This window comes from Pseudomonas sp. GD03875 (genome assembly GCF_029840585.1).
Classification (GTDB): Bacteria; Pseudomonadota; Gammaproteobacteria; order Pseudomonadales; family Pseudomonadaceae; genus Aquipseudomonas; species Aquipseudomonas paralcaligenes.
Window position 1 is genome coordinate 39,240 of sequence record NZ_JAOCCV010000025.1, and the last position, 21,815, is coordinate 61,054.

Consider the following 21,815-nt stretch of genomic DNA (forward strand, 5'->3'; position numbering starts at 1 on the left):
GATGGCGATGGCCGAGGTCAACGGAGTCCGGCTGCACTATCAACAGCTGTCCTGCGAACGCACGGAGGGGGAGGTCGAGGACGTGGTGCTGATCCACGGCCTCGCCGCCAACCTGGCGTTCTGGTACATGCAGATCGGCCATGCCCTGGCCAAGCACTACCGGGTGACCATGTACGACCTGCGCGGCCATGGTCGTTCGAGCATGCCGCTGCGCGGCTACACCCCGGCCGAGCAGGCCGAGGACCTGCGCCAGCTGCTCGACTGGCTGGGCATCGGCCGGGCGCACTTCATCGCCCACAGCTTCGGCGGCACCATCGCGCTGAACCTGGCCTGCGAGCAGCCCCAGCGCTTTCGCAGCCTGACCATCGCCGACACGCACATCGCCGCCATCCGCAACGTCGGTTGTGATTGGCGCTATGCTGACCATATCCAGCGCATCCTGGACGACAACGGCATCCCGCTGAACACCCGCGAACCCTATTTCGGCTATCGCCTGCTCAAGGAGGCGGCGACCCTGCAACTGAACCAGCGCGAGCTGCCCGAGGCCCTGCGCGAGCTGATCAACCCGCTGATGGGCGCGTCCGGCAAGCGCACCGCCGACCAGTGGGTGAAGCTGCTGGAGACCACCGCCGCCCAGGACGAACTGATGGGCGACGACGGTCTGGTGGTGGAGCGCCTGCGCCAGCTCGATTTCCCGCTGCTGGCGATCTACGGCGAGCGTTCCCAGGCGGTGACCACCGGCGAGCTGCTGCTGACCGTCTGGCCACGGGCGGACTTCCGCCTGGTGCGCGGCGCCGGGCACTTCTTCCCGGCCTCGCGGCCGCAGAAACTGATCCGCTCCTTCACCTTCTTCCTGCGCAGCGTCAGCGGCCGGCGCCAGGGCCGCGCCGACGACGCCGAGGCCAGACCCTACTTCCGCAGCGACCGTATCTACAGCCGTGCCGAACAGTGGTTCTACGCCACCCGCGAGGGCAAGGAGCAGGGGCCGTTCGACGGCTTCGAGGAGGCGCTCGACCACCTCAATGCCTTCATCGCCGAAGTGCTGGCGCGCAAGACCCGGGCCGGCTCGATGTTCAACCTGTCGAGCAAGGTTCGCGTGCCGGCCGGCCTTGGCGAGGACGACTTCCGCCTGATCGCCCGCAACGGCTTCGGCGACGGCGTCAACGCCTACGCCCACGCCATGGCCTGGTTCAACGACTACCTGTACGTCGGCACCACCCGTGGCAACTTCCCGCTGATGAAGGCGCGCCTGCCGATCAGCATGGACCCCTGGCCGGTGGAGTGCCCGGCCAACCCCTTCGATCTCGATCTGCACGCCGAGATCTGGCGCTACAACCCGCGCACGGACGAGTGGAAGCGGGTGTTCAAGGCGCCCACCATCGTCGGCAGCGATGGTTCGCGGATTCCCCGCGAGCTGGGTTTTCGCGGCATGTGCGTGTACCCCGGCAGCGCCGGGCGCAAGCCGTCGCTGTTCGTCAGCACCTGGTCGCCGGCCAAGGGGCCCGGCCCGCTGCTGCTGCGCAGCGAGGACGGACTGAAGTTCACCCCCAGCTGCGAGCCGGGCCTGATGGGCCTGCCGGTGACCACCATCCGCACCATGGTCAGCTTCAAGGGGCGCATGTACACCACCCCGGCCGGCTCGCGCGGCGGCAACCCCAACGTCTCGTCCCACTCCATCGTCTACGAGAGCGAGGCGCCGGAAGAGGGGCACTGGGAGCCGGTCAGCGACTTCGGTTTCGGTGACGAGGGCAACAAGACCATCTTCGAGATGTGCGCCTTCGGCGACCACCTCTACGTCGGCACCTTCAACCTCAAGGGCTACCAGATCTGGCGCAGCACCTGCGACCGCAAGCCCTACCAGTGGGAGCAGGTGATCGCCGACGGCGCCGGGCGCGGCCCGCTCAACCAGTCGGTGCTGAGCATGTACCCGTTCAAGGGCGCGCTGTATGTCGGCAGCGCCATCCAGGGCGGCGGCATCGACCGGCAGAACGGCGTCGGCCCGGCGCCGCCCGAACTGATCCGCATCCGCCCGGACAAGAGCTGGGACCTGCTGGTGGGCGACGCGCGGCAGACCGAGGGTGGCTGGAAGGAACCGCTGTCCGGCTACATGGCCGGCTTCGACAACTTCTTCAACGGCTACTTCTGGCGCATGGCCGAACACGAGGGCTGGCTCTACCTGTCGACCTTCGACTGGAGCGGCCTGCTCGGCTACGCCCGGCGCGACAGCTGGCCGGAGCCGTTCCTCAACATCGTCAACGAGGTTGGCGAGAAATTCATCTTCGAGCGCCAGTCGGGCTTCGACCTGTACCGCAGCTACGACGGCGAGAACTGGGTGCCGGTGACCACCGACGGCATGGGCAACCCCTACAACATCGGCATGCGCACCATCGTTTCCTCGCCCTACGGCCTGTTCCTCGGCGCCGCCAATCCCTTCGGCCCCAAGGTCTGGCCGCTGGGCGGGGACCGCTACATCGACAACCCGCGCGGCGGCTGCGAAGTGTTCTTCGCCCCGCGCAAGCAGATGACCTCGGCCGCACCCAGTGCCGGTATCCGTGACCGGTCGAAAGGAAGCCCCGTGCTATGAACGGCAACATTTCCGCGAAGAAAGAATCGGACCTGGGCGACGCCCGCAAGATCGCCACGCCGCTGCTGCTGCGCAAGGGCCTGCAGGTGTTCCTGCGCAACGGCCGGCAGGAGCCGCTGTACGTGATCGTCGACCCGGCCAGCCAGCAGCAGTGGGAGCTGGAGACGCACCAGTTCTTCGTCCTGGAAATGCTCCAGGTGGACGAGGAGTTCGTCGCCATCGCCGCCAGCTACGAGCGGCGCTTCTCGCGGATGCTCAGCCGCGGCGACCTGGACGCGCTATTGGTCGGGCTGATCGACCAGCGCCTGCTGGGCCTGGCCGCCGCCGCCCATCCGCTGGTGGCGCAATACCGCGAGCAGCTGCAGGAAGACCTGCAGCGCCTGCTCGAGGAGAAGGTCGCGCGCTTCCGTGACAAGGCCGCGCCGCCGGCCAAGCGCCAGTCTCCCGCGCCGGCGCCGGTGACCATCACCGCCATGCCGGTGCAGGCCGCGGCGCCCGCCGGTGGAACGGCGCAGCAGCCGGGCGCGGGGGCTTCCAACGACGCCCGGCGCGGCGACGCCGACCACCTGCAGGCCGGCGTGCGCGATTCCGCGGGCATGGACGACACCCTGCGTATCCCGGTGCTGCACCTGTTCAACCCACACCGCCTGCTCAAGTCCATGCAGGGCTGGACCGAACCGCTCAAGTACGGGGTGTTCGTCCTGCCACTGCTGTTCGCCATGGCCCTGGGCACCCTGATCAACAACTTCGCCCTGGCCCGGCTCGACGCGGCGACCATGCTGTCCGGCATGGGAGCGCTCGGCCACGTGGTGTTCAGCCTGTTCACCGTCAACCTGCTGTGCACCCTGACCCTGGCGCTGACCGCGCAGAAGTACCGGGGCACGGTGTACAGCCTGTCGCTGGCGTTCATGCTCGGCTTTTTGCCACGCTTCATGCCGCGCATCCGCCACCTGGTCGGCCTGAGCCGGCGCGAGCGCCTGTGGCTGCACGGCGGGCCGGTGCTGATGCGCCTCGCGCTGTTCAGCCTGGGCGTGTTCACCTGGTACCTGACCCGTGCCTCCAACGGCCTGCTGCCGGCCGCCGGCCTGGCCCTGGCGCTGACCAGCGCGGTGGCCCTGCTGCTGACCCTCAACCCGCTGTCGAAGAGCAGCGGCTATCACCTGATCGCCGTGCTGGTGGATGAACCGCAGCTGCGCGGTAAGGCCTTCAAGGCGCTGTTCGGACGGATCAGGGGCAACGCCTACCGCGAGGCCAACGACACCGCACTGATGGCCTACGGCCTGGCCTCGGTGCTGTACTCGGTGCTGTTGTTCGTGGTCGCGCTGATGCTGATCGGCAGCTGGCTCAAGGTACATTTCGGTGGCACCGGTGTGCTCGCCGCGGTGGTGCTGATCGGCTACCTGAGCGTGCTGACCTACCGCAAGTTCAAGTCGGCCAACGAGATGTACGAGCGCGCCGTGCAGTTCGAGCGCTGGAAGCGTCGCCGCCTGCCCGAGAACCTCGAACAGAAGGTCGGTGCCCAGCCCTCGAACAAGACGGCCCGCTACACCGGCCGGGTGCTGGCGCTGTCCCTGCTGATCTGCCTGTTCCTGCCCTATCCCTACGAGCCGGGCGGCTCCTTCGTGATCCTGCCGACCGAGCAGCAGCAGGTGGCCAGCGACATCGGCGGCATCATCACCGAAGTGCTGGTGGAAGGCGGCGAGCAGGTCAAGGCCGGCCAGGTGCTGGCGCGCCTGGCCACCGGCGACTACGCCGGCCACGTGAAGATCGCCGAGGCGCGCATCGCCGAGGAAATGGCGACCGTCGCCGAGCTGAAGTCGCGTCCGCGCCTCGAGGAAGTGGAGGTCGCCCAGCGCAGCCTGGACATGGCGCGCACCCAGACCCAGTTCAGCCAGACCAATCACCAGCGCCACATGACCCTGCTGGCCAAGGGCGGCGTCTCCGCTCAGCAGGCCGACCAGGCCCGCCGCCAGTACGAGGTGGACCTGATGGCGGTCAAGGTGGCCGAGGCCAACCTGGCCCTGGCCAGGACCGGCGCCACGCCCGATACCATCGCCGCCGCCGAGGCCCAGGTGCAGCGCTGGAACAGCGAGCGTGACCTGTACCTGGCTAAGATCGAGCGCTCCCAGTTGCGCGCGCCCATGGACGGCAAGCTGATCACCCTGCTGCTGCGGCAGAAGGTCGGCAAGTTCCAGCCGCCGGGCGAGCCCTTCGCCGTGGTGGAGAAGGCCGACCGGGTGTTCGCCGAGATCGAGGTGCCGGAGACCGAGATCGGCTACGTGCAGCCGGGCGCGGTGCTCAAGGTCAAGCCGCTGGCCTATTCCGAGCGGCTGTTCGACGGCACGGTGACGCAGATCGATGCCAACGTGATCGAGAAGGCCACCGGCAAGTATGTCAAGGTGCTCACCACCATCGACAACCCGGCCGGTGAACTGAAGTCGGGCATGACCGGCTACGCCAAGGCGGCCGGCGAGACCCTGCCGGTGTGGAAGGCCTTCACCCGGGCGATCTTCCGCTTCATCGACGTGGAACTGTGGTCGTGGATTCCCTGAACCCGTAGCCCGGATGAAATCCGGGAGCGGAGCTGCCTGCTTCCCCGGATTTCATCCGGGCTACAGACCAGACCGATCCTGGTAGGGTGCGCCGCGCGCACCATAAAAACCGTCAGGTGCGCACGGCGCACCCTACGAAAAACACCGGCCTCGGCCGGCGTTTTCGTTTGCGTCGGCGATCAGGCCGCCGGAACGGGCAGCAGCTCCTTCAGCGGCCGGCTGTCGTCGGCCAGCTGCTCGGCGGTCACGGGAATGCCCTCGGCGACCAGGCGCTTGGCGGCGATGAAGTCCTGCGGGCGGTTCACCGTGTCGGCGGCCAGCACCTTGCCGTCCTTGAGGTAGAAGGCGCTGAAGCTGTCGCTCAGCGGGTCGCCGCGCAGCACCAGGCGCTCGAAGCCTTCCGACAGGCCGACCATCTTCAGCTTCAGCTCGTACTGGTCGGACCAGAACCAGGGCACCGAGGCGTAGGTCTTGTGGAGCTTGCCGGCCATGGCGGCGGCGGCCACCCGCGACTGTTCCAGGGCGTTGGGCACCGACTCCAGGCGCAGGCGGCGGCCGAGCACCGGGTTGGGGTGGTTGGTGCAGTCGCCGGCGGCGTGGATGTCCGGGTCGTCGGTGCGGGCGTACTCGTCGACCAGGATGCCGTTGTCCACCGCCAGGCCGGCCTCGGCGGCCAGCTCGGTGTTGGCGATCAGGCCGATGCCGACCACCACCAGGTCGGCCTCCAGGCGGCTGCCGTCGGCGCAGAGCACGGCGATCACGGCGCCGTCGGTCAGCTCCAGGTCGGCCACCAGCACGCCGGTGCGGATGTCCACCCCGGCCTCGCGGTGCTTGCGTTCGTAGTAGGCCGACAGCTCGGCGGCGGTGACCCGCTGCAGCACCCGCGGCAGAGCTTCCAGCACGGTGACCTGCAGGCCCTGGGCGACGGCGGCGGCCGCCACCTCCAGGCCGATGTAGCCGCCGCCGACGATGGTCAGGCGCTTGCCGGGTGCCATCTGCGCGCGGATCAGCTCGACGTCGTCCAGGGTGCGCAGATAGTGGAAGTTGGCGCAGCGCTCGGCCGCCGCGGCATTAGGCACGGCCAGCGGGCGCGGGCGGCCGCCGGTGGCGATGGCCAGCTTGTCGTAGGTCAGCTGCTTGCCGTCGGCCAGCTCCAGGCGCTTGTTGGCGCGGTCGATGCGCACCACCCGCACATTGCCGAAGAACTCCACGTTGGCCTTGTCGTAGGCCAGCTGCGGGCGGATCGACAGGCTGGTCTTCTCCACGCTGCCGGCCAGGTAGGCCTTGGACAGGGGCGGGCGATGGTAGGGCAGGTGCGCCTCCTCGCCGAGCAGCAGGATGCGGCCCTCCCAGCCCTCGTTGCGCAGGGCGATGGCCAGTTCGCCGCCGGCATGGCCGGCGCCGATGATGATGGCGGTGGAGGAAGCAGCGTCTGTCATGGTGGCCTCGGGCGTCGGGAAAAACTGGCGGCTAGTGTATGCATCCAGGCGGGCCAAGTCCCGGCCGAAGATGCCAATCGTCATGCCGTCGCCGCAATGCCGCCGGGGGCCGGCGTTCGTCCTCGCGGGCTGTCGATGGCGGGCTTCCCTGTTGACCCGCGCCAGGCTTTTCTATAGTTGAAGCAAACCAGCCGAAGTCGGACTGCGGTATCGATGAATATTTCTACGGACAGCGGAGGAAGTTTGCGCCGTTGGTGGCAGAGGCCGACGATCCTGTCGCTGGCCCGGATCTTCGTCGTTCTGGTCTGCGTATCGCTGGTGGCGACCGATGGCTGGCTGATCTGGAAGGCCCGCCAGGTGCAGTTGCGCGATGCCGAGATCGAGACCTCGAACCTGGCGGCGGCGCTGGCGCGGCAGGCCGGCGACACCCTGAAGAAGGCCGACATCGTGCTGCTCGACCTGGTCGAGCGCCTGCAGGTGGACGGCACCCGGCACGGGCAACTGCAGCGTCTGCAGGGGCTGATGCGCCAGCAGGTGCAGCAGCAGGTCGAGCTGCACGGCCTGTTCGCCTACGACCGGGACGGCAACTGGCTGGCCAACTCGTTCGGCGAGATCCCGCCCGGCGCCAACAACGCCGACCGCGAATACTTCATCTACCACCGCGAGCACCCGGACGACCACGGCGCCCACGTCGGCGTGCCGGTGCGCAGCCGCACCACCGGCGACTGGATAATCCCGCTGTCGCGGCGGGTCGAGGACGACCAGGGCAATTTCCTCGGCGTGGCGCTGGCGACCATCTCCATCGACTTCTTCCGCCGCTTCTACGGCACCTTCGACATCCGCGAGAGCGGCTCCATCAACCTGGCGCTGAACAACGGCACCGTGCTGATCCGCGTGCCCTACACCGACGCCTCCATCGGCTCCAGCCTGGCCCATGGCCCGATCTTCAGCCAACTGCTGCCGCACAGTCCGTCCGGCACCTCGGTGTTCCCGTCGATCGTCGACGGCGTACGGCGGGTGTACAGCTACCGGCAGCTGGAGGAATACCCGCTGGTGGTGGTGGCAGCACTGGCCGAGCGCGACATCCTGGCGGACTGGCGCGAGGACACCAACCGCCAGCTGTTCGTGGTGATCCTGCTGGCCAGCCTGCTGGCGCTGTTCGGCTTCTACCTGCTGTACCTGATCAAGCAGAGCCAGAAGGCCGAGGTGGAGCTGATGGCCACGCGCGACGCGCTGCGCAGCTTCAACAAGCGCCTGGAACAGCAGGCGCTGGAGGACGAACTGACCCGCCTGGCCAACCGGCGCCGCTTCCTGCGCGCCCTCAGCGAGGAGTTCGCCCGCGCCGTGCGCAGCCGCAAGCCGCTGGCCCTGGTGCTGTTCGACGTGGACTACTTCAAGCAGTACAACGACCTCTACGGCCACGTCGTCGGCGACGAATGCCTGCGCCAGGTGGCCGAAGTGATCCGTGGCGGCCAGCGGCGCCCCGCCGACCTGGCCGCCCGCTACGGTGGCGAGGAGTTCTGCCTGCTGCTGCCGGAAACCGACGCCCAGGGCGCGCTGCAGGTGGCGGAGAAGATCCGCCTGGCGCTGGGGGACCGGGCCCTGGAGCACGCCGGCTCGCCCTGGAGGTGCGTCAGCATGAGCGCCGGCGTGGCCGTCTGCCAGCCGTCCCCGGACGAACCCGACGACGGCGGCCCCGAGCGGCTGATCCAGGGTGCCGACAGGGCGCTCTATGCGGCCAAGGCGGCTGGCCGCGACCGCGTGGTGCTGCACGACGACAAGGTCGATCAGCCGATCGGCTGAGCCATTGGCGCCGGTGAGCGATTACTCCGCCAGCGCCGCCTTCGCCGCCGCCCGGGCGTGCAGCAGGGTGGTGTCGAACAGCGGCACGCGGGCGTCCGCGTCGCCCACCAGCAGGCCGATCTCGGTGCAGCCGAGGATCACCGCTTCGGCGCCCCGCTCAACCAGGCGCTCGATCACCTGGCGGTAGGCCTGGCGCGATGCCTCGCGCACCTGGCCCAGGCACAGTTCGTCGTAGATCACCCGGTGCACCAGGTCGCGGTCCGCCTCGTCGGGCACCAGCACCTCGATGCTGTGGTGGTTCTCCAGGCGCTCGCGGTAGAACGGCTGCTCCATGGTGAAGCGGGTGCCGAGCAGGCCGACCCGGCGCAGGCCCGCGTCGCGGATCGCTGCGGCAGTCGGGTCGGCGATGTGCAGCAGGGGGATGGCCACGGCCCGCTCGATGCCGTCGGCCACCTTGTGCATGGTGTTGGTGCAGAGCACCAGGAAGTCCGCGCCGGCCCGTTCCAGCGCCGCCGCCGCCTCGCCCAGCAGCGCGCCGGCGCGGTCCCACTCGCCGCTGCGCTGCAGTTGCTCGATCTCGTGGAAATCCACGCTGTACAGCACCAGGCGCGCCGAATGCAGGCCGCCCAGCTCGGCCTTCACCGCTTCGTTGCCATAGCGGTAGTAGGGCAGGGTGGATTCCCAGCTCATGCCGCCGATCAGGCCCATGGTCTTCATCGCTGTCTCCTCGTGGGTCGAGCCGCCATGGTGCGTCGGCGCGGCTGCGCCGGGCAGCTACAGTGGGCGACGAATCCGGGCCTACAGTCCCTGGACGGACGGGCGGCATTTTTCTCCCGCCTGAGGAATAATGCGCGGCTTTCCCGTCAGGCTCCCAGCATGTCCCGGCCACCCCTGCACGTTCGCCCCAGCTACCTGCACCTGCCGCCGGGCGACTGGCCGACCGTGCTCGACTGCCTGTGCGCGCGCTTCCCGCGGATACCCCGGCAGACCTGGGAGGCGCGCATGGCGCGCGGCCTGGTGCTGGACGACCGGGACAATCCGCTGGACGCCACGACGCCGTACCGCGAAGCCATGCGCGTGCGCTACTTCCGCGAGATCGACAACGAGCGCCGGATACCCTTCGAGGCCCAGGTGCTGCACCAGGACCGGCACCTGCTGGTGGCGGACAAGCCGCACTTCCTGCCGGTGATGCCGGCCGGCGACTACGCCGAGGAAACCCTGCTCACCCGCCTGGTCCGCGACACCGGCAATCCGCACCTGGCGCCGCTGCACCGCATCGACCGGCACACCGCCGGGCTGGTGCTGTTCTCAGCCGACCCGGCCAGCCGCGGCGCCTACCAGGCGCTGTTCCGCGAGAAACGCATCGACAAGCGCTACCAGGCCATCGCCCCGGCATTGCCGCAGCACGAATTCCCGCTGCGCCGGCACAGCCGCCTGGAGAAGGGTGAGCCGTTCTTCCGCATGCGCGAGGTGGCGGGCGAGCCGAACAGCGAGACCCTGCTGGAAGTGCTGGAGCGGCGCGACGATCTGTGGCGCTACCGGCTGTTCCCGGTCACCGGCAAGCAGCACCAGCTGCGCGTGCACATGGCGGCCCTGGGCGCGCCGATCCTCAACGACACCTTCTACCCCGAACTCGTCGACGAGAAGGGCGTGGACGACTTCGCGCGGCCGCTCAAGCTGCTCGCCCACAGCCTGGCCTTCACCGACCCGCTGAGCGGCGAGCCGCGCCGCTTCGAGAGCCGCATCGAGCTGGAGTGGTAGTCAGCCCGCGCGCAGCCGCGCCAGGTCGCGCACCGGCGGTTCGCCGAACAGGCGGCTGTATTCGCGGCTGAACTGGGACGGGCTCTCGTAGCCGACCTTGTAGCCGGCGCTGGACACGTCCAGGTTCTCGCACAGCATCAGCCGCCGCGCTTCCTGCAGGCGCAGCTGCTTCTGGTACTGCAGCGGGCTCATGGCGGTGACCGCCTTGAAGCGGTGGTGCAGGGTGGAGGTGCTGAGGTTGGCGACCCGGGCCAGTTCGTCGATGCGCAGCGGCTCGTCGAAGTGGCGGTTCAGCCATTCGATGGCGCGGTTGACCCGGTGCGCCTGGCTGTCGGCGGTGGCGATGTCGCGCAGCAGCTGGCCCTGGGGGCTCTGCAGCAGGCGGTAGAGGATTTCCCGCTGCACCAGCGGGGCGAGCATGGCGATGTCGCGCGGGGTTTCCAGCAGGCGCAGCAGACGCAGCACGGCGTCCAGCAGCGGGGCGTCGATGGGGTCGACGTGCAGGCCGCGGCCACCGCTGCGGTTGGGTACCCCGAGCGGGCCGGCGGAGGCCAGCAGGCTGCCCAGCTCGCCGGGGGCGATGTCCAGGCGCAGGCTGAGGTAGGGCGCGTCCGGCGAGGCCAGGGTGACCTCGCCCTTGACAGGCAGGGTGACCGAGGTCACCAGGTAGTGCAGCGGGTCGTAGCAGTAGACCTCGTCTTCCAGGCGCACCTTCTTCTGGCCCTGGGCCATGATGCACAGGGCCGGGCGGTACAGGGTGTGGGTGATGGGCGAGGGCTCGGCGGCGCGGAACAGCGCCAGGTTGGGCACGGCCGTCTCGACGACGCCGTCCGCGGGGCAGAACTGGGCAATCAGCCTGGCCAGTTCCTGGCGCTGGGTTTCCACATGGGGCTCGGTAACGGGTGCTGGCATGGCGGGTCTCCGGTTGCCCGCAGCTTAATCCGCGCAGCGGGGGAAATCCTGCCCCAGCGGCGATATCGGCAGGAATGGGCAAGGCGCCTGCAGTTTTGTGCAGATCGCCTCAGTAGGCGAATGCGCCATGCAGCCGTTGGTAGCGTCCGTCTCCCTTCAGGCGCTCCAGCGCGTCGCGCCAGCGTTGCACGTCCTCCGCCGAGGTCTGCCGCGACAGGGCGATGTAGCCCCTGTCCTGGCCCAGCGACACCGCGCTCGGCGTCACCTCGTCGGCGTTCACCCCGGCGTCCGCCAGCTTGCTCGCCAGGTCGCTGTCGGCGGAGGCCACCAGCCGCACGCGGCCGGCGGCGAGCATGCGGAAGCAGCCGGCATAGGAATTGGCGCGGCGCAGCCGGGTGAAGCCCCGCTCGCCGAGCAGGCGGTCGTGCGAGCTGCCGTTGAGCACGCACACCGTCAGCCCCGCGGCGTCGCCGATCTCGCGGATGCCGGTCGGCTGCGCCTTCAGTTCGTACAGGTAGTCGGTCTCTTCCAGGGTGGGGCCGACCCAGTGCACCAGGTGTTCGCGATCCGGCGCGCGGCTGAGGTTGAACAGCACCACGCGGGGGCGCGACTGCACCAGCAGGAGGCCGCGCGCCAGTGGCACCTCGACCATCTCGTCGGGCAATCCCACTTCCTTCAGCAGCTCGCGCACCAGCTCGACGTGGAAGGCGCGCTTGCCGGCGTGGGGAATGCCGTGCAGGGTGCCGTCGACGGCGTGGGCCTGGTTGCCCAGGCTGTGGGTGTAGACCTGCCAGTCCGCCCCGTGTGCCGGGAGCAGGACGAGCATCAACAGGGTGGTCAGCAGGCTTTTCAAGACCGGTCTCGGCGGTTCGGGGATGGCGGCAGGGTGCAGCTTCCGGGCCGCCCGTGCAACCGGTCGGGGGAGTCGGAGCATCGGCAGGATCGGGCAAACGGCGTGCAGTTTCCGGCTAACGCGACCGGCGCTGCGGGCTCCATGCTCTGCAACGTCAAGGGCGCCCGTTCAAGGAGAAGCATGCCATGGCATCGATTGCAGAGAGACGACGCGCCGCCGGGCAGCCGGCCTGGTCATGGCCGGGCGGAGCCGCGGCGGTCACCAGCCTGGCCCGCCTCCAGGCCCGGGACGGTGCCGGCGAGGAACTGGGCCGTTGCCTGCGCGAGCTTCAGGCGCTGGCCCGTGGCGATGCGGCCTGCCTCGGCTGCGAGCTGTTGCGCGAGTCGGCCGGCGACACGTGGCGGCTGAGAGGGTACTGGACGTCCGAGCAGGCGCTGGAAGCCCATCTGCGGCTGCCGCACCTGCAGTTGCTCGGCCGACTGGTGAGCGACGGCCTGGTCCGGCACATGGAGATGCGGGTGGAGCGCTACTCCACCGCGCTGGCGTCGTAGCGGTAGGAGCCGCTGTCCAGGTCCAGTTCGATGCGGACGTTCCACTGGCTCTGGTCGTGGCCGTTCTCGACCTGCCCCTCGATCCGCAGCTGCGAGCCGCCATCGCTGGAACAGGTGAGGCGGGAGAAGCTCAGCTCGGCGTGGTCGTTGTTGACCTCGGCGAAGCCGTAGCCCCGCTCGACTTGCCAGGTTTCGCCGGCGTGGTCGGGGGTGACGCGGTCGACGAAGATCAGGTCCTGGGCGTACATCGTGAAGCGCAGCAGGCGCAGTTCGTTGACCCGCTCGCCCTGTTCCCAGGTGCCGCATTCGACCACTTGGCGCAGGTTGGCGAAGCGCTCGCGGGCCTCGTCGTAGCCGACTTCCCGGCCCAGGGCCATGGCCTGGCCGGCGATGCAGAGGCCGAGCAGGCCGCAGAGCAGGGCGCGCATCAGCCGCAGCTCAGGCGGATGATGGTGTCGTCCTCGTCGATGTCGATGTTCAGGCGCCGCGGGTTGTACTCCAGGGTGACCGCCTGGTTGGGCGCGGTCACGCGCAGGTGCTCGGCGCCGGATTCCACGCGGGCCTCCTCGGCCATCTCGGTGGTGATGCGCTTGTCCACCAGGTGCTGCACCGCCTCCGCGTCGCAGCGGCCGTCGCCCTTGGCGGCGGCCGGCCCGTCCTGGTCCGGGGAGGAGGCGCAGCCGGCCAGCAGGCCGGCGAGGAGCAGGGCGGGGAGGGGATGGATGCGGGGCATGGCGGACGTCCTTGGCAGCTGAAACAGGCCCCCACCGTGCCACCGTCGGCCCGCCCAGGCAACCGCCCCGGTCACAATACGCGATACACCTGCCCGGTCTGCCGGCCCTCGGCGCTCTTGGCGTAGGCCAGCGCCACGGTGGCCGCCGGCACCGCCCTGAAGCCACGGAAGTAGGCGCCGTAGGCGGGCAGCGACTCTTCCAGCACGGTCGGGCTCACGCTGTTGATGCGCAGGCCGCGCGGCAGCTCGATGGCGGCCCCGCGGACGAAGCCGTCGACCGCCGCGTTGGCCATGCTCAGGGCGCTGCCGTGGCGGATCGGGTCCTCGCTGAGCACGCCGGAGGTGAGGGTGAAGGAGGCGCCGTCGTTGGCGAACTCGCGGCCGATCAGTACCAGGTTGACCTGGCCCATCAGCTTGTCGTCCAGGCCGACGGCGAACTCCTTGGCGGTCAGTTCCTCCAGCGGGCCGAAGTGGCCGTTGCCGGCGGCGCTGATCAGCGCGTCGAAGCGGCCGGTGCGCTCGAACAGGCGGCGGATGGAGTCGGGGTCGGTGATGTCGACCTGCAGCTCGCCGCTGGTGCGGCCGACGCGGATGATCTGGTGGCGGTCCTTCAGCTCGTGGTCGATGGCGCGGCCGATGGTGCCGCTGGCGCCGATGAGGATGATCTTCATGGTGAAACTCCCGTGTGGGTGGATGACGGGGACCAGCTTAGGCGAGGTTCTGTTGCCAATAATCCAGGCAATGTGAAACCTTTGGTTCTCAAAAGGAAACAATGAGAGCCCACCATGAGCGATCTGGAAGACCTGGCCGCCTTCGCCCTGCTGATGGAGGCCGGCAGCTTCACCGCCGCCGCCGAGCGCCTGGGCTGCAGCAAGGGCCAGCTGTCCAAGCGCATCAGCGCCCTGGAGCGCGGCCTCGGCAGCCAGTTGCTGCACCGCACCACCCGGCGCCTGCACCTGACCGCCGCCGGCGCCGCGCTGCTGCCCGAGGCGCAGGCGCTGCAGGCCCAGGCCCAGCGCGCGCGCCAGGTGGTGCGCGGCCTGCAGGAAGAGGTCAGCGGAACGGTGCGGCTGACCGTGCCGGTGTCCCTCGGCGAGACCTTCTTCGACGGGCTGCTGCTGGACTTCGCCAGCCGCCACCCGCAGGTGCGGGTCGAACTGGACCTGGCCAACGCCTATCGCGACCTGCTGGCCGAGGGCTTCGACCTGGCCATCCGCTCCAGCCAGCAGCCGGACGAGCGCCTGGTGGCCCGGCCGCTGTTCGCCCTGCAGGAGATCACCTGCGCGGCGCCGGCCTATCTGGCGCGCCAGCCGGTGCCGCGCACGCCGGCCGAGCTGGCCGCGCACAACTGCCTGCTCAACACTCACTACAGCGGCTTCGAGGAGTGGCTGTACCACCGCCAGCACCAGCTGGAGCGGGTGCGGGTGTCCGGCCAGCTGGCCAGCAACCACTACAGCCTGCTGAAGAAGGCGGCGCTGAGCGGCGCCGGGGTGGCCCGCCTGCCGTCCTACATGATCCAGGAGGAACTGGCCGACGGCCGCCTGGTCTGGCTGCTGCGCGACTACCAGACGCGCAGCACGCCGGTGTTCCTCGTCCATCCCTGGCAGGGCGGCCTGCCGCGCCGCACGCGGGCGCTGGCCGACTACCTGCTGGGCTGGTTCGAGCGCAGTCGCCAGGCCCTGGATGGCCTGCGCTAGGTGTTGTACGAAAAGTGCCTGCGCTCGGCGATGCGTTGTTAAAAATCGGTTCGGAATGCTCATGTACCACTCGTACACTCCGCTTCCTCACCGGTTTTTTGCCTAGCATCACCTTCGCTCGGCCGACTTTTCGTACAACCCCCTGGCCTCCCGACCGATGCAACCAGATGAAACACTCCCCGGCGGATCGGGTTTGCTCCGGCCGGGCGGGTGTAGTAAGACTGGGCACAGCGATTCATCCGGACCGGGATCGTCCCGGTCCGTTTTCGGTTGTGCGGCATGGTGGGGGAGCGCGTCGACGGCGACGCGCGATACCGGGCAGGCAGCCACAGAGGAGACGCTTCGCCCGCCCGGACCTTGCAGCCGCCGACCTCAGGAAAGCGAGGAAGCCCTATGCAAGTTCAAGTTCACACGAACCAGATCGAAGGTAGCGCCAGGCTTCAGGAATGGGTCAGCGCCGAGATGGCGGACCGGCTGGAACACTTCGACGAGATGCTGACCCGGGTGGTCGTGCACATCAGCGACGAGAACGCGCAGAAATCCGGCAGCGACGACAAGCGCTGCCAGATCGAGGCCCGGCTGAAGGGTCACCAGCCCCTCTCCGTGAGCCACAAGGCCGACGCCGTGGGGGCGGCCATCGACGGCGCTGCCGAGAAGATGCGCCACGCCCTGGAACACCTGGCCGGCCGCCTGGAGGCCAGGGGCGTTTCCACCGGCCGCATCGCCGAGACCGCCGAGACGGAATCCACCGATTCGCTGCTGGAGGAGGAATTCTTCACCCGGCAGCGTGATCTGGAGCGTGGCTGACCGCCACGCTCAGGCAACCGCCCCTCACGGGGCGGTTGTCGTTTCAGGGGGCGTCGCGGATTGTTTAGTCGGCGCTGAACTGAGTGTGTAGAAAATCCGATTTAACCGCGGCTCGCGGCCATGCGAGTCTCACCGCCATGAGCTTGTCCCGCCTCCATTCCCGTCGTTGCCTCCGCCCGCGCCTGCTCAGGGCCGTCGGCGCCGACGTGCTGCTCCCCGAGATCCTGGCCTTCTGGGCGCTCTGGCACTGTCGCCACGCCCGGCCACCGGATGCCCGCCCCGCTATCGTCTGAACAACGCGACCGCGCCATGCACGCGGCTGCCACCTGACTTCTTGTCTGCCGTCATTCCAGACAGAGCGCCCCTGGCGCAAAGCGAGGCTCCATGCGATTCGCCCCCGTCGAGGAGGCCCAGGCCTTCCTCGAAGCCAACCCCGATATCGAACTGTTCGAACTCTTTGTCCTCGACGCCAACGGCGTGCCGCGCGGCAAGCTGCTGCACCGCGAGGAGCTGCCGGCGCTGTACGAGAGCGGCCGGCCGCTGCCCAGCACCATGCTCGGCCTGACCCTGCATGGCGAGGACGTGGAAGACTCCGGCCTGGTCTGGGAGGTGGGCGACATCGACTGCCGCGCCTACCCGCTGTCCGGCAGCCTGCAGCGCATGCCCTGGCGGCGCATCCCCACCGCCGCGGTACAGGTCAGCCTGCACCCCACCGAGGGCATGCCGGCCACGGTCGCCGACCCGCGCCACCTGCTGGTGCGGGTGATCGACGGGTTGAAGGCCGACGGCTACCACCCGGTGATGGCCTGCGAGCTGGAGTTCTACCTGCTCGACCAGCAGCGCGATGCCCAGGGCCGCCCGCAGCCGGCACTGGACGCCGACGGTGGCCGCCCGCGCAGCACCCAGGTGTACGGCCTGCGCGAGCTGGAGCAGATCGAACCATTCCTCGCCGACCTCTACGCCGCCTGCAAGGCCCAGGGCATCCCGGCACGCACGGCGATCTCGGAATACGCGCCGGGCCAGGTGGAGATCACCCTGGAGCACGGCGACGCGCTGCAGGCCATGGATCAGGCCGTGCGCTACAAGCGCCTGGTCAAGGGCGTGGCGCACCGGCACGGGATGCAGGCCTGCTTCATGGCCAAGCCGTTCGATCACTTGGCCGGCACCGGCATGCACATGCACGTGAGCCTGGCGGATGGGCAGGGCGACAACCTGTTCGCCAGCGAGGCGAAGGAGGGCAGCCCGCTGCTGCGCCAGGCGGTCGGCGGCATGCTCGCCAGCCTGCTCGACTCGCTGCTGCTGTTCTGCCCCAACGCCAACTCCTACCGGCGCTTCCAGGCCAACAGCTACGCGCCGCTGGCGCCGACCTGGGGCGTGGACAACCGCACCGTGTCGCTGCGTGTGCCGGGCGGCCCGGCGCCGACCCGGCACGTCGAGCACCGTATCTGCGGCGCCGACGCCAACCCCTACCTGGCCGCCGCAGCCATCCTCGCCGGCATCCACCGCGGCATCCGCGAGCGCCTCGACCCTGGCGCGCCGGTGGAGGGCAACGGCTACGCCCAGGCCACCGAACACCTGCCCACCGACTGGCTGGCCTCGCTGCGCGCCCTGGAGCGCTCCGACTGGGCGCGCGAGGCCTTCGGCGCCGAGTTCCTGAGCGTCTACCTGGCGGTGAAACGCGCCGAATACCGCCAGTTCATGGGCGAGGTGGGCGAGCAAGACTGGCGCTGGTACCTGACCAACGCCTGACGAATAGAAGCTTCGCGGCCGAGGCCGCTCCCACAAGGTGTGTCCGATGTGGGAGCGGCCTTGGCCGCAAAGCACCCGGATTCATCGGTGCGCGTAGCGCACCCTACGGCGGCGACCGCCACAAGGATTCTGCAATGAATGCCATCAACCAACCCGTCAGAGCGGCCGCCGAACGTGCACCGTCCTACTATTCGGCATCCCTCAACGTCGAGACCGACTACCCGACCCTGCAGGGCCAGGTCAGCGTCGACGTCGCCATCATCGGCGGCGGCTTCACCGGCGTCGCCACCGCCGTGGAACTGGCCGAGCGCGGCCTCAAGGTAGCCATCGTCGAGACCCACAAGATCGGCTGGGGCGCTACCGGGCGCAACGGCGGCCAGGTCACCGGCAGCCTGTCCGGCGATGAGGCCATGCGCAAGCAGATGCGCGACCGCCTCGGCGCGGAAGTGGACGACTTCATCTGGCACCTGCGCTGGCGCGGCCACGAGATCATCAAGAGCCGGGTGGAGAAGTACGGCATCCGCTGCGACCTCAAGCACGGCCACCTGCACGCGGCGATGAAGCCCAGCCACATGGACGAGCTGCGCGGCGCCTACGAGGAAGCGGTGCGCCGCGGCATGGGCGACGAGGTGACCCTGCTCGACGCCGCCGGGGTGCGCGAGCACCTGGCCAGCGACCTGTACCTGGGCGCGGTGAAGAACACCCGCAACATGCACCTGCACCCGCTCAACCTGTGCATCGGCGAGGCCAAGGCGGCCGAGAGCCTCGGCGCGCTGATCTTCGAGCATTCCGATGTGCTCGACATCGTCCACGGCGCGCGGCCGGCGGTGGTCACCGCCCACGGCCGCATCGACGCGGCGCAGGTGCTGCTGGCCGGCGACGTGTACCACAAGCTGGAGCGCAAGCAGCTCAAGGGCATGATCTTCCCGGCCATGGGCGGCATCGTCACCACCGAGCCGCTGGGCGAACGGGCGAAGCAGATAAACCCGCAGGACCTGGCCGTGTACGACTGCCGCTTCGTGCTCGACTACTACCGCATGACTGCCGACGGCCGTCTGCTGTTCGGCGGTGGTGCCAACTACTCCGGGCGTGACTCGCGCGACATCGCCGGCGAGCTGCGCCCGTGCATCGAGCGCACCTTCCCCCAGCTCAAGGGCGTGAAGATCGACTTCCAGTGGAGCTGCGCCATGGGCATCGTGATGAACCGCATCCCGCAGCTGGGCAAGCTCTCGCCGAACGTCTGGTACTGCCAGGGCTACTCGGGCCACGGCGTCGCCACCACCCACATCATGGGCGAGATCATGGCCAATGCCCTGACCGGCACCTTGGGCCACTACGACACCTTCGCCGCCTGCAAGCACATCAAGGTGCCGCTGGGCGACGTGTTCGGCAACCCGATGCTGGCCGCCGGCATGTGGTACTACCAGATGCTGGAGAAGCTGCGCTAGGGCGCTGAGAAACTTCTTCCTTGTAACGCCCGCGCAGGCGTGAGTCCGGGTGCCTCTGGCTTCCCGCCTGCGCGGGAATGACGATTGTTTCGGTGAGTCCCTGGACGCCGGCCGTGAACCCGGCCGGCGCCCGCGTTGTCTGCACAGAGCCTGTACAGAGGGCGCGACGAGCGATCCGGGAGCGCGGCGATGCATCGATCACTACTTTGCCTGGGCTGTGGCCTGCTGGTGCTGGCCGGCTGCAGCAAGGACCAGGACGACGGCCCCTTCCAGGCGCCGGGGGCCAACTACGACCTGTCGCACTGGAAGCTCACCCTGCCGGACGCCAAGGCCAGCGAGGTGCCCAGTGCGGAGCTGCGCGCCGGCTACGCCTCGCGCTACTTCCACCTGGCCGACAACGGCGCCATGGTGTTCATGGCCCCCGCCGGCGCCGGCAGCACCAGGAACTCCGACTACCCGCGCGCGGAACTGCGCGAGCTGCTCGACCCTGCCGACGACAACCGCAACTGGAACGGCGACGGCCACCACCGGCTCAGCGCCAGCGCGCGGGTGCTGCGCGCGCCGAGCACGCAGAAGATCATCGTCGGCCAGGTCCACGGTTTCGATGCGCGCCCGCTGGTCAAGCTGCAGTGGGAGAAGGGCCGGCTCAAGGCGCTGATCAAGCGCCACCCGAAGGGCAGCAACGAGGACATCCGCCACGTCTTCGCCACCCCGGTGGACAACGACCTGTTCTCCTACAGCATCGAGGTGCGCGACGGCGTGCTGGCGGTGGAGGTCAACGGCGAGCGCATCGACCACGACTTCTACGCGGCGGACCCGGCCTGGCGCCAGGTGGGCTTCTACTTCAAGGCCGGCGCCTACGTGCAGGACGACGAGGGCGACGGTGACGACGATGTGGGCGAAGTGCAGTTCACCCAGTTGAGCGTGCGCCACGACTAGCCCGGACGTATCCTATGCGCCCGTCTCGACCGCCCAGGACCGCCCCATGAAAGCCCAGCTCCTCGAACTCGTCACCCTGATCAGCTCCGGCTGCATGACCGACGAGGAGATCGCCCGCATCGCCGACGAGGCGGCCCAGGCCTACGCCGACCCGGCCGCCTTCCTCGCTGCCAATCCGGACGTCAACTACGACGACGATTTCCCCATCCCGCTGGGCGAGTGGGTGGTGGTCGGCAGCCTGCCCGAGACCGTACTGTTCCAGGCCGATTCCTATGATGAACTGCTGCAGCAGATCATCGACTCCTTCGGCCCGCAGGTGAGCTTCAACATCAAGCCCAAGCAGTTGCAGAAGGTCGAGCCGCTCAAGGCGCTCAACCGTATCCAGGTGCAGCTCTCGGCGCTGTACAAGGAGAAGGGCGGCTACGTGCTGGTGGACCTCAGCGAGCCGCTGGACGACGAGCTGCAGTGCGTGCTGGTCTACACCAGCGACCTGCCGCGGGTGCTGGAGCTGGCGGTCGATGTCGGTATCTACGCGGCACCGGCCTATGAGGCGCTGAAGGCCGCCCAGGACGAGTGAACTGCGCGCCACACCGTATCGTGCTACGCATGAAAAAAGCGATGTCCCCGTCAGATGTTGTAGTGCCTTGAGCTCTTCTGGGTTCCCGCCTGCGCGGGAATGACGAGATAGGGTGGAAGTTTCTTCCGAAACCGTCATCCCCGCGCAGGCGGGGAACCAGGGGCAGGCAGGGTGCAGCGTTGCGATGGCGGAGCTTGACCGCGCAACACGTAACGGGGACATAACCATGAAAAAGGCCGCTTCCCTATCGAGGAAGCGGCCTTTTTTCAGCGGGGGACTATCAGGTCAGCACGGCGATCAGAATGATCAGCGGGATCGGTACACCGAGGAACCACAGCAGAAGTGAGCGCATGTCTGTTCTCCTTGTTATCAGCGAAGCGGGGCGGTAGTGGTGCGGTAGTCGCTGACGACCACCACCACTGCGTCACGGCTGCGACCACCGAAGGTGGCGGCGAAACTGCCGACGAAGGCGCCGATCAACAGCGCGACGAACATCCACAAGGTGGCGTGCGCGGCCGCCTTGCGGGCTTCATCGGCGGCCTGTTTGGCCTGCACCACGCTCTCGCGGGCCTGGGCATAGACCTCGTCGACACGGGCCTGGGCCTCGGTGGGTGAGAGGTTGGTGCGTTGCGATACCAGCTGTATGAGGTAGGCGCGGTCGGCCGCGGAGAGTTCGCCGTCGTTGTCCAGGCTGCGCGCCAGGATGCGCGCGACCACGCCATGAGCGGCATCATCCGCGCTGGGCGCCGGGCGATCATCACGGAACAGGCCGTCAATGTAGTAGCCGTATTCTTCTTCGGCTCCGGCCAGGGCCGCTGGTGCCGCGCCGGATGCGACCTGTGCGCTGGCCTGTACGCCGGCACCGACGATGCCGCTCACCGAGCCCACCAGCACGGTCGCGGTGAGCAGGGTCGCCACGGCCCACGCCAGGAAGCCGTGCGCGGTGTCGCGGAAAAACACCTCGTCACCATGCAGCGTGGTCCACCTCACGCGCAGGCGGCCGGCGAGGTAGCCGCCCATTCCCGCCGCGATGATCTGGGTCAGGGCGAGCCAGATGATCGTGGAGATGCCCAAGCCTTCGGCGCTGATACCCTCGTTGTTCCAGGGCGAGACCGCACTGAAGCCAAGGCCGAAGCCGAGCAGGATGAGAATGAGCGACAACGCCGCCGCGGCGATGGCGCCGGCGAAGATCGCGGCCCAGGAAACACCAGAGGTGCTGGCGGATTCATCCAGGGCAGTTGCAGCAAGATCGGGTGTGGTGATCATTTTTTTATCCTTACTTGGACGGAAAAACCCACTGCGGGGACGGCACATCGCCGGCTCCTATGGGTTAGTGAGAGCGTCAGTCGGTAAGGTTCAGGTTCTTGTTGCGGGGCTGGGCCGCGGGGGACGTCGATATCGGCGCAAAGC

20 protein-coding genes are annotated in these 21,815 nt (G+C 68.7%); 12 read left to right on the top strand and 8 right to left on the bottom strand.

Annotated features, from left to right (window positions below; all coding sequences use genetic code 11):
• Position 1 precedes the first annotated feature (1 nt).
• Both N5D30_RS19285 and N5D30_RS19290 read left to right on the top strand, forming a co-directional pair.
• Complete coding sequence (locus N5D30_RS19285) at positions 2-2,584, top strand: alpha/beta fold hydrolase (RefSeq protein ID WP_279910257.1); 2,583 nt, start codon at positions 2-4, stop codon at positions 2,582-2,584.
• On the top strand, positions 2,581-5,136 hold the full coding sequence (locus N5D30_RS19290) for an efflux RND transporter periplasmic adaptor subunit (protein ID WP_279910258.1): 2,556 nt from the start codon (positions 2,581-2,583) through the stop codon (positions 5,134-5,136). Before N5D30_RS19285 ends, N5D30_RS19290 begins: the two co-directional genes overlap by 4 nt.
• Before the next feature lie 179 nt (positions 5,137-5,315).
• Here the strand turns inward: N5D30_RS19290 and N5D30_RS19295 are convergent, their stop codons facing one another.
• Positions 5,316-6,575 (bottom strand): FAD-dependent oxidoreductase, encoded by a 1,260-nt coding sequence (locus tag N5D30_RS19295; protein WP_279910259.1) that lies wholly within the window; start codon positions 6,573-6,575, stop codon positions 5,316-5,318.
• Between the two features lie 243 nt (positions 6,576-6,818).
• Here N5D30_RS19295 and N5D30_RS19300 point away from each other — a divergent pair, with 243 nt between their 5' ends.
• Positions 6,819-8,378, top strand: coding sequence for a sensor domain-containing diguanylate cyclase (locus N5D30_RS19300; protein WP_279910260.1), 1,560 nt, complete (start codon positions 6,819-6,821; stop codon positions 8,376-8,378).
• Positions 8,379-8,399: 21 nt separating this feature from the next.
• Here the strand turns inward: N5D30_RS19300 and N5D30_RS19305 are convergent, their stop codons facing one another.
• Positions 8,400-9,095: an aspartate/glutamate racemase family protein gene (locus tag N5D30_RS19305; RefSeq protein ID WP_279910261.1), complete on the bottom strand. Its 696-nt coding sequence runs from the start codon at positions 9,093-9,095 to the stop codon at positions 8,400-8,402.
• Positions 9,096-9,254: 159 nt separating this feature from the next.
• On the opposite strand from N5D30_RS19305, the gene N5D30_RS19310 reads away from it, so the two are divergent.
• Entirely contained in the window at positions 9,255-10,139 is an 885-nt protein-coding gene (locus N5D30_RS19310; RefSeq protein ID WP_279910262.1) for a pseudouridine synthase, read from the top strand.
• Here N5D30_RS19310 and N5D30_RS19315 read toward each other — a convergent pair whose 3' ends face one another.
• Together N5D30_RS19315 and N5D30_RS19320 are read right to left on the bottom strand one after the other, a co-directional pair.
• On the bottom strand, positions 10,140-11,051 hold the full coding sequence (locus N5D30_RS19315; protein ID WP_279910263.1) for an AraC family transcriptional regulator: 912 nt from the start codon (positions 11,049-11,051) through the stop codon (positions 10,140-10,142). It lies immediately after the preceding gene.
• Between the two features lie 109 nt (positions 11,052-11,160).
• Positions 11,161-11,904, bottom strand: a complete 744-nt coding sequence (locus tag N5D30_RS19320) for a transporter substrate-binding domain-containing protein (protein ID WP_279910264.1) — start codon at positions 11,902-11,904, stop codon at positions 11,161-11,163.
• 185 nt (positions 11,905-12,089) lie between these two features.
• Here N5D30_RS19320 and N5D30_RS19325 point away from each other — a divergent pair, with 185 nt between their 5' ends.
• The gene (locus N5D30_RS19325) at positions 12,090-12,455 is read left to right on the top strand and encodes an antibiotic biosynthesis monooxygenase (protein ID WP_279910265.1); all 366 of its coding nucleotides are present in this window, start codon (positions 12,090-12,092) and stop codon (positions 12,453-12,455) included.
• Here N5D30_RS19325 and N5D30_RS19330 read toward each other — a convergent pair.
• The 3 genes from N5D30_RS19330 to N5D30_RS19340 all read right to left on the bottom strand — a co-directional run bounded on the left by N5D30_RS19330 (position 12,431) and on the right by N5D30_RS19340 (position 13,859).
• On the bottom strand, positions 12,431-12,883 hold the full coding sequence (locus N5D30_RS19330; protein ID WP_279910266.1) for a hypothetical protein: 453 nt from the start codon (positions 12,881-12,883) through the stop codon (positions 12,431-12,433). The genes N5D30_RS19325 and N5D30_RS19330 overlap by 25 nt on opposite strands.
• A complete protein-coding gene (locus N5D30_RS19335; protein ID WP_220812770.1) occupies positions 12,883-13,188 on the bottom strand; it encodes an I78 family peptidase inhibitor in 306 nt (101 codons plus the stop codon). Before N5D30_RS19335 ends, N5D30_RS19330 begins: the two co-directional genes overlap by 1 nt.
• Positions 13,189-13,259: 71 nt before the next feature.
• Positions 13,260-13,859 carry a short chain dehydrogenase gene (locus N5D30_RS19340; RefSeq protein WP_279910267.1) on the bottom strand — a complete coding sequence of 200 codons (600 nt, stop codon included), beginning with the start codon at positions 13,857-13,859 and terminating at the stop codon, positions 13,260-13,262.
• A 114-nt stretch (positions 13,860-13,973) separates the two neighbouring features.
• On the opposite strand from N5D30_RS19340, the gene N5D30_RS19345 reads away from it, so the two are divergent.
• From N5D30_RS19345 to N5D30_RS19375, 7 genes are all read left to right on the top strand, one after another.
• Entirely contained in the window at positions 13,974-14,885 is a 912-nt protein-coding gene (locus tag N5D30_RS19345) for a LysR family transcriptional regulator (protein ID WP_279910268.1), read from the top strand.
• A gap of 393 nt (positions 14,886-15,278) precedes the next feature.
• Positions 15,279-15,692 carry an HPF/RaiA family ribosome-associated protein gene (locus tag N5D30_RS19350; RefSeq protein WP_279905052.1) on the top strand — a complete coding sequence of 138 codons (414 nt, stop codon included), beginning with the start codon at positions 15,279-15,281 and terminating at the stop codon, positions 15,690-15,692.
• Between the two features lie 137 nt (positions 15,693-15,829).
• Positions 15,830-15,985 carry a hypothetical protein gene (locus tag N5D30_RS19355; RefSeq protein ID WP_279910269.1) on the top strand — a complete coding sequence of 52 codons (156 nt, stop codon included), beginning with the start codon at positions 15,830-15,832 and terminating at the stop codon, positions 15,983-15,985.
• Positions 15,986-16,076: 91 nt separating this feature from the next.
• Complete coding sequence (locus N5D30_RS19360; RefSeq protein WP_279910270.1) at positions 16,077-17,441, top strand: glutamine synthetase family protein; 1,365 nt, start codon at positions 16,077-16,079, stop codon at positions 17,439-17,441.
• Positions 17,442-17,575: 134 nt separating this feature from the next.
• Positions 17,576-18,889 carry an FAD-binding oxidoreductase gene (locus N5D30_RS19365; RefSeq protein WP_279910271.1) on the top strand — a complete coding sequence of 438 codons (1,314 nt, stop codon included), beginning with the start codon at positions 17,576-17,578 and terminating at the stop codon, positions 18,887-18,889.
• 189 nt (positions 18,890-19,078) lie between these two features.
• Positions 19,079-19,828 (top strand): polysaccharide lyase family 7 protein, encoded by a 750-nt coding sequence (locus N5D30_RS19370; RefSeq protein ID WP_279910272.1) that lies wholly within the window; start codon positions 19,079-19,081, stop codon positions 19,826-19,828.
• A gap of 46 nt (positions 19,829-19,874) precedes the next feature.
• On the top strand, positions 19,875-20,405 hold the full coding sequence (locus N5D30_RS19375; protein WP_279910273.1) for a hypothetical protein: 531 nt from the start codon (positions 19,875-19,877) through the stop codon (positions 20,403-20,405).
• A 369-nt stretch (positions 20,406-20,774) separates the two neighbouring features.
• On the opposite strand, the gene N5D30_RS19380 is transcribed toward N5D30_RS19375, so the two are convergent.
• A complete protein-coding gene (locus tag N5D30_RS19380; protein WP_279910274.1) occupies positions 20,775-21,671 on the bottom strand; it encodes a hypothetical protein in 897 nt (298 codons plus the stop codon).
• Between the last annotated feature and the right edge of the window lie 144 nt (positions 21,672-21,815).